Source organism: Bradyrhizobium forestalis, assembly GCF_002795245.1.
GTDB classification, from domain to species: Bacteria; Pseudomonadota; Alphaproteobacteria; order Rhizobiales; family Xanthobacteraceae; genus Bradyrhizobium; species Bradyrhizobium forestalis.
This window is the reverse complement of record NZ_PGVG01000003.1, coordinates 131,781-147,573: the sequence shown is the minus strand read 5'-3', so window position 1 is coordinate 147,573 and position 15,793 is coordinate 131,781. Positions and strand designations below refer to the sequence as shown.

The 15,793-nt window shown below is 65.6% G+C and carries 14 protein-coding genes; 10 read left to right on the top strand and 4 right to left on the bottom strand.

All coding sequences use genetic code 11. The features are described 5' to 3' along the window. Nucleotides 1-55: 55 nt before the first annotated feature. The 4 genes from CVM73_RS05075 to CVM73_RS05060 form a co-directional block, all read right to left on the bottom strand. A complete protein-coding gene (locus CVM73_RS05075) occupies nt 56-1,096 on the bottom strand; it encodes an ABC transporter permease subunit (RefSeq protein ID WP_100230915.1) in 1,041 nt (346 codons plus the stop codon). Next, entirely contained in the window at nt 1,089-2,612 is a 1,524-nt protein-coding gene (locus CVM73_RS05070; RefSeq protein ID WP_100230914.1) for a sugar ABC transporter ATP-binding protein, read from the bottom strand. Before CVM73_RS05070 ends, CVM73_RS05075 begins: the two co-directional genes overlap by 8 nt. Nucleotides 2,613-2,752: 140 nt before the next feature. Further along, nucleotides 2,753-4,198 (bottom strand): xylulokinase, encoded by a 1,446-nt coding sequence (xylB, locus tag CVM73_RS05065; RefSeq protein ID WP_100230913.1) that lies wholly within the window; start codon nt 4,196-4,198, stop codon nt 2,753-2,755. Nucleotides 4,199-4,211: 13 nt separating this feature from the next. Continuing rightward, nucleotides 4,212-5,135 carry a LysR family transcriptional regulator gene (locus CVM73_RS05060; RefSeq protein ID WP_100230912.1) on the bottom strand — a complete coding sequence of 308 codons (924 nt, stop codon included), beginning with the start codon at nt 5,133-5,135 and terminating at the stop codon, nt 4,212-4,214. Between the two features lie 106 nt (nt 5,136-5,241). On the opposite strand from CVM73_RS05060, the gene CVM73_RS05055 reads away from it, so the two are divergent. The 10 genes from CVM73_RS05055 to CVM73_RS05010 all read left to right on the top strand — a co-directional run bounded on the left by CVM73_RS05055 (nt 5,242) and on the right by CVM73_RS05010 (nt 15,753). Continuing rightward, nucleotides 5,242-5,565, top strand: coding sequence for a Dabb family protein (locus CVM73_RS05055; RefSeq protein WP_100230911.1), 324 nt, complete (start codon nt 5,242-5,244; stop codon nt 5,563-5,565). After that, nucleotides 5,562-6,641 (top strand): maleylacetate reductase, encoded by a 1,080-nt coding sequence (locus tag CVM73_RS05050; RefSeq protein ID WP_100230910.1) that lies wholly within the window; start codon nt 5,562-5,564, stop codon nt 6,639-6,641. Before CVM73_RS05055 ends, CVM73_RS05050 begins: the two co-directional genes overlap by 4 nt. Before the next feature lie 4 nt (nt 6,642-6,645). Beyond that, a complete protein-coding gene (locus CVM73_RS05045) occupies nt 6,646-8,019 on the top strand; it encodes an amidohydrolase family protein (RefSeq protein ID WP_100230909.1) in 1,374 nt (457 codons plus the stop codon). Nucleotides 8,020-8,040: 21 nt separating this feature from the next. Beyond that, nucleotides 8,041-8,943, top strand: coding sequence for an NAD(P)-dependent oxidoreductase (locus CVM73_RS05040; protein WP_100230908.1), 903 nt, complete (start codon nt 8,041-8,043; stop codon nt 8,941-8,943). A gap of 15 nt (nt 8,944-8,958) precedes the next feature. Next, entirely contained in the window at nt 8,959-9,843 is an 885-nt protein-coding gene (locus CVM73_RS05035) for an intradiol ring-cleavage dioxygenase (RefSeq protein WP_100230907.1), read from the top strand. Between the two features lie 61 nt (nt 9,844-9,904). After that, nucleotides 9,905-11,299: an FAD-linked oxidase C-terminal domain-containing protein gene (locus CVM73_RS05030; protein ID WP_100230906.1), complete on the top strand. Its 1,395-nt coding sequence runs from the start codon at nt 9,905-9,907 to the stop codon at nt 11,297-11,299. Next, complete coding sequence (locus CVM73_RS05025; RefSeq protein ID WP_100230905.1) at nt 11,296-12,819, top strand: sugar ABC transporter ATP-binding protein; 1,524 nt, start codon at nt 11,296-11,298, stop codon at nt 12,817-12,819. Before CVM73_RS05030 ends, CVM73_RS05025 begins: the two co-directional genes overlap by 4 nt. Beyond that, a complete protein-coding gene (locus CVM73_RS05020; protein ID WP_100230904.1) occupies nt 12,812-13,762 on the top strand; it encodes an ABC transporter permease in 951 nt (316 codons plus the stop codon). The genes CVM73_RS05025 and CVM73_RS05020 overlap by 8 nt, the downstream gene beginning before the upstream one ends. After that, a complete protein-coding gene (locus tag CVM73_RS05015) occupies nt 13,759-14,736 on the top strand; it encodes an ABC transporter permease (protein ID WP_100230903.1) in 978 nt (325 codons plus the stop codon). Before CVM73_RS05020 ends, CVM73_RS05015 begins: the two co-directional genes overlap by 4 nt. Nucleotides 14,737-14,778: 42 nt before the next feature. Beyond that, nucleotides 14,779-15,753 carry a sugar ABC transporter substrate-binding protein gene (locus CVM73_RS05010; RefSeq protein WP_100230902.1) on the top strand — a complete coding sequence of 325 codons (975 nt, stop codon included), beginning with the start codon at nt 14,779-14,781 and terminating at the stop codon, nt 15,751-15,753. Nucleotides 15,754-15,793: the final 40 nt, after the last annotated feature.

The window sequence follows — 15,793 nt, the reverse complement described above, 5'->3', positions numbered from 1 at the left end:
TCCCTGGTCTGTCTTCATGTCGGGCACGGCAGACCAGTGGCCGCACCGGAAACTTTCACGTTCTGGCCGAACCTTGCAGCCGGTAACGATCCAGCGCCACGGCGCCGATGATCACGAGGCCCTTGATCACATATTGCCAGATGTCGGACACACCGATGAGGATGAGGCCGTTCGACAGCACGGCGATGATCAGCGCGCCGACCAGGGTACCCCAGATCGAGCCGATGCCGCCGACGAACGAGGTGCCGCCGAGGATCACGGCGGTGATGGCGTCGAGCTCGTAGGACTGGCCGAGCTGGAGGCCGTTGGCCGCATAGAGCCGCGCCGCCTGCATGGCGCCGCCGAGCCCGGCGAAAAGCCCGGAGACGCCGTAGACGAAGATCAGCACAGCCCAGACCTTGATGCCGGCAAGCCGTGCCGCGCTCTCATTGCCGCCCACCGCATAGATGTGCACGCCGAGCACGGTCCGGCGCAGCACCAGCCACGAGACGAGGATGACGAGCAAGGCGATCACCGAGAGCCACGGGATCGAGGCCACGCCGGGAACCAGCGTCAGCGAGCCATTGCCGATGAAGGCATAGGGAATGGATGGATTGAACACGGTGGTGTCGGCCCCGAGCAGTCGCGCCAAACCGCGCACCGCGGTGAGAGAGCCGAGCGTGACGATGAAAGGCGGCAGGCGCAAGAGCGCAATCAGCGCGCCGTTGACGACGCCGAAGCCAAGGCCCGTGAGCAGCGCGGCCGGCAGCCACAGCATCCCGAGCTCCGGCAGCTTGGAGAGCGTCAGTCCGGCCATCGCGGACGCCGCCAGGATCGAGCCGACCGAGAGGTCGATGCCGCCGGTAAGGATGACGAAGGTCATGCCTGCGGCGAGCACCGTGTTCACCGCGGCCTGCTGCAGCACGATGCCGAGATTTTGGCCGGTGAAGAAGCGGCCCTCGGACAACACGTGGAAGCCGATGCAGAGGATCAGCAGCACCGGCAGCATGCCAAGCGCGCTGATCAGCACCCTCATCCGCTGGCGCCTCGTCTCCGCGGCAGCGCCGTTGGTCGTCGTCACAGCGGGCTTGGCCTCCGAAGCAGCATTGTCAGGCATCGAGATGTTCCGTCCCCGTAGCTAGCGTCATGATGTCTTCCTGGTTCAACGGCGAATTCGGGCCGCGAGTGACCTCGCCGGCGATGTGCCCGCTACGCATCACGACGACGCGGTCGCAGATGCCGATGATCTCGGGCAGATCGGACGAGATGACGAGGATCGCGGTGCCGGCCTTGGCCAGATTGTCGACGATCGAATAGATCTCGGACTTGGCGCCGACGTCGACGCCGCGCGTCGGCTCATCGAGGATCAGGACCTTGGGCGCAATGGCGAGAAGGCGCGACAGCAGCACCTTCTGCTGGTTGCCGCCGGAGAGACCACCGGCGGGGACGCCAACATTGGCGGCGCGGATGCTGAGCCCTGCGAACGCCCGGTCGGCGCGCTCGCGCGCCTTGTCGCGATCCAGCACCCAGCCGAGCTTCGCATCGCGCCCGAGCACGGCGAGATTGATGTTGTCCAGGCACGACATGTCGAGAAACAGGCCGAGCGCCTTCCTGTCTTCCGTCAGATAGGCGATGCCGGCCTCGAGCGCCTCGCCCGGCGTGCGGATATCGACCGGACGACCCTCCAGCTCGAGCCGGCCGGAGGTTTTGGGCGTCGCACCGATGATGAGATGCGCAAGCTCGGTGCGGCCGGCGCCGATCAGGCCGGCGAGCCCGACCACCTCGCCTGCATGCACGGTGAGCGAGCAGCCCTTGACGCGCTGGCCATCGGCCATGTCGATCGCTGCGAGCACGGGGTGCCCCCGCCCCGCCTCCGGATCGTGATCCTTCTTGTAGAACGAGGAGACGTCGCGCCCGACCATCAGCCGGACGATGGTGTCGGCGCGGATGTCCGGCTTGTCGAGCGAGCCGACCAGCCGGCCGTCGCGCAGCACAGTGACGCGGTCGCCGAGCGCGTAGACCTCGTCCATGCGATGCGAGATGTAGATGATGGCAAGCCCCTCGGCACGAAGCTGGCGGATCAGCGCGAACAGCCGCTCGCTTTCGGCAGCCGACAACGACGTGGTCGGCTCGTCCATGATCAGGATCTTTGATCTGGCGTGCAGCGCACGCGCGATCTCGACCAGTTGTCGTTGGCCCATGGACAGATTCGCCACCAGTGTGGATGGCAGGAAGTCCGCGCCCAGTCTCGTCAAAATGGGGCCGACACCCTCGCGCATCGTCCCGCGCGCCAGCAGACCCGATCGCGATATTTCCCGGCCGAGATAGATATTCTCGGCCACAGTGAGATTGGGAGCGAGCGACAGCTCCTGATAAATGATGGAGATGCCCGCAGCGCGGCCGCCGAGCGGGCCTTCGATCCGCACCGCCCTGCCCTCGATGCGGATCTCGCCGCCGGGATCAGGCCTGTAAGCGCCGGACAGGATCTTCATCAGCGTCGACTTGCCGGCGCCGTTCTCGCCCATCAGGGCATGAATTTCGCCGGCATAGACGGTGAGATCGACGGCCCGCAGCGCCTTGATGCCGAAGAAGGATTTTGAGACCCCGCGCATCTCGAGGATCGGATCGTTCATCGTGCCTCCCGGCGCACAATGCGTTTCCCACCCGCGTCTCAAGCTTCTTGTCAGCGCGGTTTGGTCATTAAACAAAAGCGGGTGACGCAGGGCAATACCGAAGGCGAGTATACCGAAGTATGCAAACCAGATTGAGCCAGCTAGTGGCGCGGCCGATACAGTTCGCGCCAGGCGGGAAGCCGTTCGGCGTAGGCATCGACCAGTGCAGCGTCGGGCTCGAACGTTTCGATGCGCTGCGGCCGCGTGCATACGTCACCGATTGCCTCACGCGTGACAGCAAGCCGCCCCAATCTTGCCGCACCGAATGCTGCACCGGTTTCACCTCCGGCAAAGCGATGGACCGGAACGTTCAGCACGTTGGCCAGCACCGCGAGCCAGAACCGGGACCGTGAACCGCCGCCAATGACATCGGCTTCCGCAATCGCAATGCCGGCATCGGCGAGCGCGTCGCGGCAATCGGCGAGCGCGAAGGCAACGCCTTCGAGCACAGCCTGCACGATCGTCCCGCGATCGGTGCCGTGGCTCAGACCGTCGAGCATGCCGCGCACGGCGGGATCATCGTGCGGCGTCCGCTCGCCCGCGAGATACGGCAGGAAGCTCACCGGCGACGGTGCCTGCGGGCGCGAGCCAAGCGGCGCCAGCAACTCGGTCTCGGCAACGCCGAACAGGCGCGCGGCCCAGGCCAGGCACGAGGCGGCCGAGAGGATCGCGCCGGCTTGAATCCACATCGCCGGAATGGCGTGGCAGAACGTGTGTACGACGCGATCGGGGTTGGCGGCTATTCTGTTGGTCGGCGCCAGCAGGGCACCGGAAGTTCCCAGCGATATGAACGCGGTTCCCGGCCGGATCGCGCCAATGCCGACGGCACCGGCCGGATTGTCGCCGGCACCGCCCGCGATCACCGGCGGCCTGGCCATGCCCCAGCGCTGTGCAAGCTCGCTGCGCAACGTTGTTGCGGGCGCGCATCCCTCGACCAGGCGCGGCATGTGATCGCGCGACAGGCCGGTCGCGGCCAATGCAGCATCCGACCAGTCCCGGCGCGCGGCGTCGAGCCACAGCGATCCCGATGCGTCCGAGACATCCTCGATGGCCTCGCCTGATAGCACCAGGCGCAGATAGGCCTTCGGGAGCAGAACGAGCCCCACTGCCGCAAAGATCTCAGGCTCGTGCGTCGCGATCCAGAGCAGCTTTGGCGCGGTGAATCCCGGCATCGCCTTGTTGCCCGTCACCGCACGCAAGGCAGGCCAACGCCGCTCCAGGACACGACACTCGGCGGCGGAGCGTCCGTCGTTCCAGAGGATGCAGGGCCGCAGCGGCTTTCCGCTCGCATCGAGCAGCGTGGCGCCATGCATCTGGCCGGACAGTCCAATGCCTTCGACCGCCGCCAACTCTTTTCCATGCGACGCCTTCAGGGCATCCAGCGTGGCAAAGGTCGCATCGATCCACTGCGCGGGGGCCTGCTCGTGATAGCCAGGAAATGGCGAGGCGGTTGCGAGCGGCCGGCTCTCGCTTGCAATCACGCACTGCGCATCGTCGACCAGAACGGTCTTGACCGCCGAGGTGCCGAGATCGATGCCGAGATACATGGATGCTTCCCGATTATTTCGCTGCGTCGATCCAGATTCCCGGTTCCGAATGCTCGCGGATGTGGCTGACCAGGAAGTCCGAAAAGACCCTGATCTTGGCCGGCAACCTGACGCGGTTTTGATAGGCGATGTTCATGGTCAGCAACGGCAGCTGCCAGTCCCTCAGGACGGGCACCAGCCGGCCGGCCGCGATATCGCCCTGGACGATGTAGAGCGGCTGGATCAGGATTCCGAGCCCCGCGCGCGCTGCACCACAGATGATCTGGCCGTCATTGCTGTCGAGCGTCGGCGCGATCCGAACCGTCTGCGTCGTGCCGCCCTTGCTCAGCCGCAGCGAATACGGATCATTGGCGAGATTGTAGATCAGCATGTTATGCCGGGCGAGATCGGCGGGATGCTCCGGCCGGCCGTGCTTCTCCAGATAGGAGGGAGCGGCCGCGAGCACGCGATGCATCTGGCCGATGCGACGGACGATGATGTTGGAATCCGGCTCGTGCTCCCGCGTGCGAATCGCAACGTCGATGCCGGCTTCGATAAAATCAGGGTAGCGGTTTGCGCTGATGATCTGCACGCTGAGATTGGGATAGAGCGCGCGGAAGGCGGGCAGCATCGGCGCGAGGTAGATCATCGCGAAGGACAGCGAGCTCGTGACGCGCAGCATGCCTTTGGGCGACAGCGCGCGATCGGAGACGGCGTCCTCGGCCTCGGCGAGCTCGTTCAAGAGCGGGCTGCAACGCTGCAGGAGCTCCTGCCCTGCTTCGGTCAGCCATTGCCGGCGCGTGTTGCGCTCGATCAGCCGGACCGCAAGCCGGTCCTCCAGCGCACTGAGATGACGGCTCGCGGCCGCGTTCGACATCCGCAGGATTTCGGCAGCTTTGGAAAGGCTGCCGAGTTCAGCGGTTTTAGAGAAGACCTCGAGTTGGAGCAGCCGGTCCATTTTTGCAGAATGAGGAAAAGAGACTTACAAATTTTGACCTTTATTTCCGATTTCTGCAAGGCAAAATGCCGCCAACAAACACCGTAGCAGGCGAGGAAATCAGGAAATGTCGGGCCCGATCAGGCACATCGTGATGTGGCGGCTGCGCGGGGAGACGCCTGCGGAGCGCTCCGCCGCCCGCGTGAAGGTCAAGACCCTGTTCGAGGGCCTCAAGGGCCGGATTGACGGCCTCACCCATATCGAGGTCGGCATGGACGTCAGCGCTGTCGACTACGCCTGCGACGTGGTGCTGTTCTCCGAATTCAAGGACCAGGCGGCGCTTGCCGCCTATGCCAACCACCCGGAACATCTGCGCGTGCGCGAGGCGCTGGGCGACTTGCGGATCGGGCGCTTCCAGGTCGATTATCCCATCAAAGAGACCGGCGCATGATCGGTTCGTTCACCTTTGAAAACCTGCCCTGCCGCGTCGTGTTCGGCAGCGGAACGCTTGCCTCCGCCAAGGCCGAGGTCGAGCGTCTCGGCGGCAAGCGCGCGCTGGTGCTGACGACGCCGCAGCAGGAGGCGCAAGGCAAGAGCCTTGGGACAGCGCTCGGGCCGCTCTATGCCGGCATCTTTCCAGGCGCCACCATGCACACGCCGGTCGAGGTCACGAAACGGGCGCTCGCCGCGATGAAGGCATGCGGGGCCGACTGTGTCGTGTCGCTCGGCGGTGGCTCGACCACGGGACTCGGCAAGGCTTTGGCCTTGCGCACCGGCGTCAACCAGCTCTGCATCCCCACCACCTATGCCGGCTCGGAGATGACGCCGATCGTCGGCCAGACCGAGAACGGCCTGAAGACCACGGTGCGCGACGCGGCGATACTACCCGAGACGGTGATTTACGATGTCGATCTCACCCTGACTCTGCCGGCGAGCCTCGCCGCGACATCAGGCATCAACGCGATCGCGCATGCGGTGGAAGCGCTGTATGCGCGCGACGCCAATCCGGTGACATCGCTGATGGCTGAGGAAGGCATCCGCGCGCTGGCGCGCGCCCTGCCCGCCATCGCCGCGAAAAGCGAAGACCGCGAGGCCCGCACCGAAGCGCTCTACGGCGCCTGGCTGTGTGGCGTCTGCCTCGGCACCGTCGGCATGGCGCTGCATCACAAGCTCTGTCACACGCTCGGCGGCACTTTTGACCTGCCGCACGCCGAAACGCACACCATCGTGCTGCCGCACGCGCTGGCCTACAATGCTCCGGCCGTGCCCGATGCAATGGCGCGCATCTCCCGGGCGATCGGCGCCGCCGACGCATCGCAAGGGCTGTACGACCTTGCGAAGCGGCTGGGTGCAAAGCTTGCGCTGCGCGATATCGGCATGCCCGAGAGTGGCATCGACAAGGCGGCCGACCTCGCCGTCACCAATGCCTACTGGAATCCGCGTCCGCTTGAGCGAAACGCCATCCGCGACCTGATTGCACGCGCCTGGGCCGGCGAGCCGCCGGGCGCCATCAAAGCGGCGGCGTGAGGCGATGCGGCGCACCCTGATCAAATCCGCCATCGTCATCAGCATGGATGACGCGATTGGCGATTTCGGCACCGGCGACCTGCTGGTCGAGGGCAATCGCATCGTCGACGTGCGCCCGTCGATCGACCTCGGCAGCGGCGCCGCCGAGACCGAGATCGTCGACGGCGCGGGCCGCATCGTCATCCCCGGTCTGATCAACGCGCATATGCACACCTGGCAGACTGGCTTGCGCGGCTTTGCCGCGAACTGGACGCTGCTCGAATATTTCCGCCGCATGCATGCGGGCCTTGCCACCGTGTTCCGGCCCGAGGACATCTATATCGCGACGCTGGTCGGCGCGCTGAACCAGATCAATTGCGGCACCACCACGCTGGTCGACTGGTGCCACAACAATCCGACGCCCGATCACACCGACGCTGCCGTCCGCGGCCTGATCGAGAGCGGCATTCGCGCCGCATTCTTCCACGGCTCACCCAAACCGGAGCCGAAGCCGGGCGAACCGCATTTCTCGGAAGTGCCGCATCCGCGCCGCGAGGTCGAGCGGCTGCTGGCAGGCCCCCTCGCCGACCGCGACGGGCTCGTCACGCTCGGGCTCGCCATCCTCGGTCCGCACTATTCGACGCTCGACGTCGCCATGCACGATTTCCGCCTGGCGCGGGAGCTCAAGCTGATCGCTTCGATGCACCAAGGCGGCGGCCCGGCCAAGACGCCTGGTGGTTGGGAGAAGCTGATCGAGGCCGGGCTTGTCGGTGCCGGCATCAACATCGTTCATGGCAATGATCTGCCCGATGAACTGCTCGACCGGCTGATCGATCTCGGCGTGTCCTTCTCAGTGACGCCCGAGAACGAGATGATCCAGGGCCACGGTTTTCCGATCACCGGGCGGCTCCTGAAGCGCGGCGTGCGGCCGACGATCGGCATCGACCTGGAATCCGTCCTGGCCGGCGATCTTCTCTCCGCCGCCCGTGTCGCGCTGTCGATGCAGCGGGCGCTCGACAATGCCGAGTCGCGACAAGCCAGCGGGACTATTCCGGCGACGACCACGATTCCCGTCCGCGAGGCGCTGCGCTGGATCACGACCGAGGGCGCCCGCATGCTCGGCCGCGAACACCAGATCGGCTCGCTGACGCCGGGCAAGCTGGCCGACCTCGTCATCATCAACGCCTCCGACCTGAACCTCGTCCCGGTGCACGATCCCGTCGCGACCGTCGTGATGCAGACGAGCCTTGCCAATATCGAAGCCGTCATGATCGGCGGCGCGTGGAAGAAGCGGAATGGGCGGCTGCTGGTCGAAGGACTGGAGACAAAAAAGGAGCTGCTGGCACAATCCGGCCGGCGGCTGGTGCAAGACATCGAACGACAGGGACGCGCCGCCTGAGGGCGCCAACGGACAACAACAATGACAAACGCTGCGAAGAATGTTGCTTTCATTGGGATCGGCAAGATGGGTCTGCCGATGTCGGTGCTCGTCGCCAAGGCTGGTTTTGCCGTCACCGCGTTCGACCAGAGCACGGCGCGGATCAACGAGGCACGTGCGCAAGGTATTGCGATTGCCGCATCGCCGGGCGAGGCCGTGAGCGGCAAGGCGGCAGTCGTCACGTCCCTGCCCGATGACGCAGCCCTGCGCGGCGCGCTGCTCGGTCCTACCGGCCTCATCGCCGCGATGACGCCCGGAGTTGTCTTGATCGAGACCAGCACCGTGAGCGTCGAAGCTTCGACCGAAGTTGCGGCCGCAGCGCAGGCACGCGGCATTGCCTATCTTCGCTCGCCGGTGTCCGGCAATGCCAGCATCGTGCACACGGGCGCGCTGACCTGCTTCGTGTCGGGACCGAAGGACGCCTTTGAAAGCGCAAAGCCGCTGTTCGCCGCCTTCACCCGCGCGCAGACCTATCTTGGGCCCGCCGAGGAAGCGCGCTACGCAAAGCTCTCGGTCAATCTGATGATCGCGGTGTCGGCGGCGATGATGGCGGAGAGCCTGGCGCTGGCGCGCAAGGGTGGCATCGCCTGGCACGACATCTTGAAGGTGCTAGACGACAGCGCCGTGGCGTCGCCGATGGTGAAGTACAAGACCGCACCGCTGCGCACGCGGGATTTCGAGTCCACCTTCTCCTGCAAGCAGATGGCCAAGGATCTCGATCTGATCCTGGGGGCCGGCCACGCGGTCGGCGTACCGCTTCAGCTCGCGGCCCAAGTGCGCGAGACCTATGGCTCGCTGGTCGCGCAAGGCGACGGCGAGGCCGACTTCATCGCGACCGTCAAGCATCTGGAACGGCTGTCCGGCCTCGGCGAACCGAAGCTGTGATCAACGGAGGCACCCATGCGTAACTTCAACGAGAACACGATCACGGACGCGGTGCTGGAGCGGATCGCGGGCGCAACCGATCCGCGAATCAAAGAGGTCAGCGAGGCGCTGGTGCGCCACCTTCATGCCTTCGTGCGCGAGGTGCGGCCGACCCAGAGGGAATGGGAATATGGCATCGATTTCCTGACCCGCACCGGGCACATGTGCGACGACAAGCGCCAGGAATTCATCCTGCTGTCGGACACGCTCGGCGTTTCCATGCTGGTCGATGCCATCAATCACCCGGTGCCGGAGGGCGCGACCGAGACCACGGTGCTCGGCCCGTTCTTCGTCCAGGCCGCGCCGGAGAAGGATAGCGGCGCGGACATCTCCGGCCCGATGGAAGGCGATCCGATGCTGGTCACCGGCTCGGTCTCGACGGTGGACGGCAAGCCGCTGGCGGGCGCCATCGTCGACGTCTGGCATTCCGACGACGACGGCTATTATGACGTGCAGCAGCTCGACGCCATCGGCGATCTCGCGATGCGCGCCCGCTTCCACACCGATGCCAATGGCCGTTTCCATTTCTGGTCGATCAAGCCCGCCGCTTACCCCATTCCGCATGACGGCCCGGTCGGCGACATGCTGGAGGCGCAGGGACGCCATCCCTGGCGTCCCGCCCATGTGCATTTCATGATCTCTGCGCCCGGCTTCGAGCAGCTCGTGACTCACGTGTTCGTTGCCGGCGATCAGTATCTCGACAGCGACGTGGTGTTCGGCGTCAAGGACAGCCTGATCCGCGAATTCACCAGACATCCCGCCGGCCGTGCGCCGGATGGTCGCATGGTGGAGAACGACTATTTTCATCTCAACTACGATTTCGGCCTGAAGCAGGTTGCGAGCAGCGCAAGAGCCGCCTAAGCCGAACGACAACGCAGCGGACCGGCAAGAGTCCGCGATCGGGGGCAGACAGGGAGCAAGGATGGGACCGCGGGTCAGCACGAGCATATTGGCCGATCGCCTCACCGGCATGATCGGCCCGCGCGCGAGCGTTGCGCGCGGCGTGCTCGATCAGCATGGGCAGAGCGAGTCGTACTACCGGAGCCTGCCGCCCGACATCGTCGTCTTTCCCGAGACGACGCAGGAAGTGGCCGAGATCGTGAAGCTGTGCGCGAGCGCGGGCATGCCGATCATCCCGTTCGGCGCCGGCACCTCGCTCGAAGGCAATGCGGCCGCGGTCGCGGGCGGCGTCTGCTTCGACTTCGCGCGCATGAACAAGGTGCTCAGCGTGCACGACAGCGACATGGATGTCGTGGTGCAGCCCGGCATCACGCGCAAGCAGCTCAATGCGGAGCTGCGCAACACCGGCCTGTTCTTCCCGATCGACCCCGGCGCCGATGCCTCGATCGGCGGCATGACCTCGACGCGCGCCTCCGGCACCATGGCCGTGCGCTACGGCACCATGAAGGACAACGTCATGGCGCTGGAGGTGGTGCTGGCCGACGGCCGCGTGATCCGCACCGGAAAGCGTGCGCGCAAATCGGCCGCCGGCTACGACCTGACACGCATGTTCGTCGGCGCCGAGGGAACGCTTGGCGTCATCACCGAGATCACGCTGAAGGTGCATCCCGTGCCGCAGGCAATCTCGGCGGCCGTCTGCAGCTTCGACACACTGCACGACGCCGTCGATACCGCGATCTCCGTGATCCAGTCGGCGATCCCCGTGGCGCGCATCGAGCTCGTCGACGACGTCATGATGCGCGGCATCAATGCCTACGCAAAGCTCGGCTATCGCGAGGCGCCCACTTTGTTCTTCGAATTCCATGGCTCCGAGTCCTCGGTCGCCGAACAGGCCGAGGCAGCGCAGGCGATCGCCGCCGAGCATGGCGGCCATGGCTTTGCCTGGGCCAAGGCAGCGGAAGACCGCAGCCGGCTCTGGCACGCCCGCGACAACACGCTCTATGCCGGCCTCGGCCTCCGGCCCGGCGCACGCGCTGTCATCACCGATGTCTGCGTGCCGATCTCGCGGCTGGCAGAATGCCTGACCGAGACGCGGCGCGACGCGGATGCGCACGGCTTTATCGCACCGATCGTCGGCCATGTCGGCGACGGCAATTTCCACATGCTGATCCTGATCGACCCGGCGAAGCCCGACGAGGCCGAAGGCGCCAAGGCGCTGCAGGCCCGCATGGTCGCCCGCGCCATCGCCATGGACGGCACCTGCACCGGCGAGCATGGCATCGGGCTCGGAAAGATCGATTATCTCGCCGATGAGCTCGGCGAGGCCGTGGATGTGATGCGATCGATCAAGACAGCGCTAGACCCGAACGGACTGATGAATCCCGGCAAGATCTTTGCGAAGGGAGCCAAGGCATGAGCGACGCGCTCCCGATCGAGGTCACCTCGCCCACCCCGCTGTTCGAGCTACGTGGCATCAGCAAGGAGTTTCCCGGCGTCAAGGCGCTGGATGACGTGTCCTTTGCCGTCTACCCCGGCGAAGTCCATATGCTGCTGGGCGAGAACGGCGCAGGCAAGTCGAGCTTGATGAAGGTGCTCTGCGGTGCCTACCGCGCCGATGCCGGGGAGTTCTATTACAACGGCGAAAGGGTCGCGATCTCCTCGACCGCGGATGCGCAGAAGCTCGGCATTGCCGTGATCTTCCAGGAATTCTCGCTGGTCCCCTATCTCGACATCGCCCAGAACATCTTCTTAGGGCGCGAGCCGAAGGGCCGCATCCCCGGCACCATCGACCGCCGCAGGATATTGGCCGACGCCAGGCGCGTGCTCGACACCATCGGCTTCGATATCGATCCCTCCACCACCGTCGACAAGCTCGGCGTCGCCCAGCAGCAGATGGTCGAGATCGCGAAGGCGATCAGCCAGAACGCCCGCATCCTCGTCATGGACGAGCCGACGGCGGCGCTGTCCGACCGCGAGACCGAGCTGCTGTTCGCGCTGATTGCGCGGCTGAAGGCCGATGGCGTTTCCATCGTCTACATCTCCCACCGAATGGCCGAAGTGTTCGCACTCGGCGACCGCATCACCGTGCTGCGCGACGGCCGCCGCATCGATGGTGTCCGGCCCGCCGACGTCACGCCGGACCAGCTGGTGCGCATGATGGTCGGCCGCAACGTCGACATGACCTATCCGCGCCATTTCGCCGACAAGCCCGGGGACGTGCTGCTCGAGGTCAAGGGCCTAGCGGCCCCAACCGGTATCTCCGACATCAACATCGAGGTGCGCCGGGGCGAGATCGTCGGCCTCTGCGGCCTGGTCGGCTCCGGTCGCAGCGAGGTCGCGCGCGCCATCTTCGGCGCTGATCCCGTGACGTCGGGCGAGATCATCTTCGACGGCAAGAGCATTTCCGGCGAGCCGGACCTCGCCGCCCGCCGCGGCATCGCGCTGATCCCGGAGAGCCGCAAAAGCGAAGGCCTCGCCCTGCTGCGCTCGGTGAGCGACAATCTCGTCGTGTCAGCGCTGCGAAAGCTGTTCCCGAGCGGGCTGTTCGACCAGCGCAGTGCGCAGCGTACGTCGGATGCCCTGATCCGCCAGTTGAGGATCGCAACACCGAGTGCACGGCAGACCGTCGGCCTGCTCTCCGGCGGCAACCAGCAGAAAGTGGTGATCGGCAAATGGCTGGCGGCCGGCTCAAAACTCTTCATCTTCGACGAGCCGACACGGGGAATCGATATCGGCGCCAAGTCGGAGATCTTTGCCCTGATCGACCGCCTCGTGGCCGAAGGTGCGGCGGCCCTGATGATCTCGTCCGAGCAGGTCGAGATCTGCCATGTCTGCGACCGCGCCTATGTGATGCGCGAGGGGCGCATCGCCGGGCACCTGACGCACAACGAATTGACCGAGGAGAACATCGTGCGACTGGGGATGCATCATGCGTGAGGCCGCGGTCGTCGCTCAACCCAATCCATTGCAACGCATTCCCGGCGTTGCCATCGTCCTGGTGCTGCTGATCGCGCTGTTCAGCGTGATCGCGCCCGGCTTCCTGTCGGTCGCCAACCTCTCCAACGTGCTGGTGCAGTCGACCATCCTGACCATGCTCGCGCTGCCGATGACCCTGATCATCATGACCGAGGGGCTGGACTTGTCGATGGGCGCGGTGCTGACCCTCACCTCGCTCTGCGTCGCCATTGTGTCGCTCGCCACGAAATCGATGTTGCTGGGTTTGGGTGCCGGCCTGCTGGTCGGCGCGGCCTTCGGCGTCGCCAATGGCTGGCTGGTCGCCATCCTCGGCATTCCCCCCTTCGTCGCGACGCTCGGCACGCTCGGCATGGCGCAGGGCCTGTCGCTGATCGTCAGCGACGGCCAGAGCGTGGTCGGCATTCCCCACAGCGTGCGCGACATCTACTCGGCGACACTTCTCGGTGTACCCGTTCCGATCGTGATGGCGCTGGTGACCTATGCGGCCTTTCACGGCCTGCTCTATCACACCCGCTTCGGCACCTACATCTTCGCACTCGGCGGCAACCGCGAGGCGCTGCGCTATGCCGGCCTGTCGCCGAACCGGCTCTTGATCGCGGTCTACGCGATCGGCGGCGCCATGGCCGGCATCGCCGGCCTGTTGATGACCGCGCGGATGAACTCCGGCCATCCCACCGCCGGCCTCGGTCTCGAATTCGATGCGATCGCCGCCGTCGCCGTCGGCGGCACCTCGTTCGAGCGCGGCAATGGCTGGCTGCTTGGCACCTTGCTCGGCGTCCTCTCCGTCGGCGTGCTCCGCAACGGGCTGAACCTGATCTCGCTGCCGTCCTCGGTGCAGGTCGCCAGCGTCGGCGTGCTCGTCATCGTCGCACTGTTCCTCGACGGCCTCAGGAGCCGCGCATGACCGATATCAGCAAGGAAATCATTGCGCCGCCCCGCTCGTTCCTGTCGCAGGACGCGATCCAGCTGTTCTATCGCCTGCTCGCGGCGCTCTTGATCTGCGCGGTGCTCGCCGTGCTCAGCGATTCCTTCCTGAGCCTCGGCAACATCCTCAACGTGCTGAGGCAGGCGAGCCTGACCTTCTTCATCGCCTCCGGCCTGACGCTAGTGGTGCTGACCGCCGGACTCGATCTCTCGGTTGGCGCCAATGTCGCACTGTCCGCTTGTATTGCCGGCACCGTGATCCACAAGACCGGCTCGCCGGCACTCGGCATCCTCACCGGGCTTGCCTGCGGCGGCATCGTCGGCCTCCTCAACGGCATCATGGTCACCGCGCTGCGCATCCCCTCCTTCATCGCCACCTACGGCATGCTCTGGGTGCTGAACGGCCTCACCTATTGGTACATGGCGGGCGAGACCCTTCACGGCTTCCCGGCCGGCTTCCGCCAGATCGGCAGCGGCTATCTGTTCGGCCTGCCGATCCCGGTCTATCTGCTGCTGGTGTTCCTCGGGATCGGGACGTTCTTCGCGCAGCGCACGATCTGGGGCCAGGAGATCTATGCGATCGGTGCCAATCCGGTCGCAGCGCGGCTCTCCGGCATCCCGGTCGCGCGGCGCCTGCTGCTGGTCTACGCGGTCTCCGGCACCATGGCGGGGCTCGCCTCGATCATCTTCCTGTCACGGCTCAATTCGGCCGAGGCCGACATCGGTGAAAGCCTGACGCTGCCGGCGATCGCGGCCGTGCTGATCGGCGGCACCTCGCTGTTCGGCGGCGTCGGCACCGTGTTCGGCACCTTCATCGGCGCGCTGATCCTGACGCTGGTGCTGAACGGCATGAACCTCTTGTCGGTCAGCGCCAATTGGCAGCCGCTCGTCACCGGCATCATCGTCATTCTCGCGGTCTGGCTCGACATGAAGACCCGCCGCCGCGCGCAATGAGCACTTAGAGTTCCAACAAGCAAAACGAGGGATGGAGGCAATATGAAACAAAGACTTGGCTATCTGGCGCTGCCGCTGCTGATCGCGGCTGTGTTCAGCACTGGGGCGCGTGCCGATGGCGAGACCATCGCCGTCTTCACCAAGAACCAGACCAACCCGTTCTTCCAGACGGTGCGGGTCGGCGCCGACAACATGGCGAAGACGCTGAACGCCAAGACGCTGCAATACATCCCGACCAAGCCGGACTCGATCCCCGAGCAGCTCAGCCAGATCGAGGACGTCGTGGTGAAGAAGCCGAGCGCCATTGTCTTCACACCCGTCGACTACAAGGCGATGGTGCCGGGCGTCGAGAAGATCAACGAAGCCAAGATCCCCGTCGTCAACATCACCGACCGCTCAGCCGGCGGCAAGTTCCTCTCCTTCGTCGGCGCCGACGATTACAGCCTTGGGCTGGAGACCGCGCGCTTCCTGCTCAAGACATTGGGCGGCAAGGGCAACATCGTCATCATCGAGGGCGTCAAGGGCTCGCTGACCAATGTCGACCGCGTCCGCGGCTTCAACGACGCGCTGAAGGAGACCCCCGGCGCCAAGCTGCTGGCCTCGCAGCCGGGCAACTATCAGCGGCTCCAGGCGCTCCAGGTCATGGAGAACCTGATGCAGTCGAATTCGCAGATCGACGGTGTGCTCGCCGCCAACGATGCCATGGCGGTCGGCGCGATCGAGGCGCTCGACGGCGCCAATCGCAAGGCCCAGGTGATCGGCATCAACGGCACCAAGGAGGCGATCGACGCGATCAAGTCCGGCAAGCTGCTCGCGAGCGGCGACTACAACGGTTTTGCGCAAGGCTGCCTCGGCACCATGATGGCGATCCGCTCCTTGCGCAATCAGCCTGTTATCAGCGAGATCGTGCTGAAGCCGACCGTCATCACCAAGGACAATTACGGGCCGTTCGACGTGCCGCTGGAGCGGCGGACCTGCCCGACCTTCGAGGAGGCCGGCAAGCTCGGCGCGAAGTAGATCACCCGATCACGTCAAGTCCGGACGGCCGCAGCTCGCG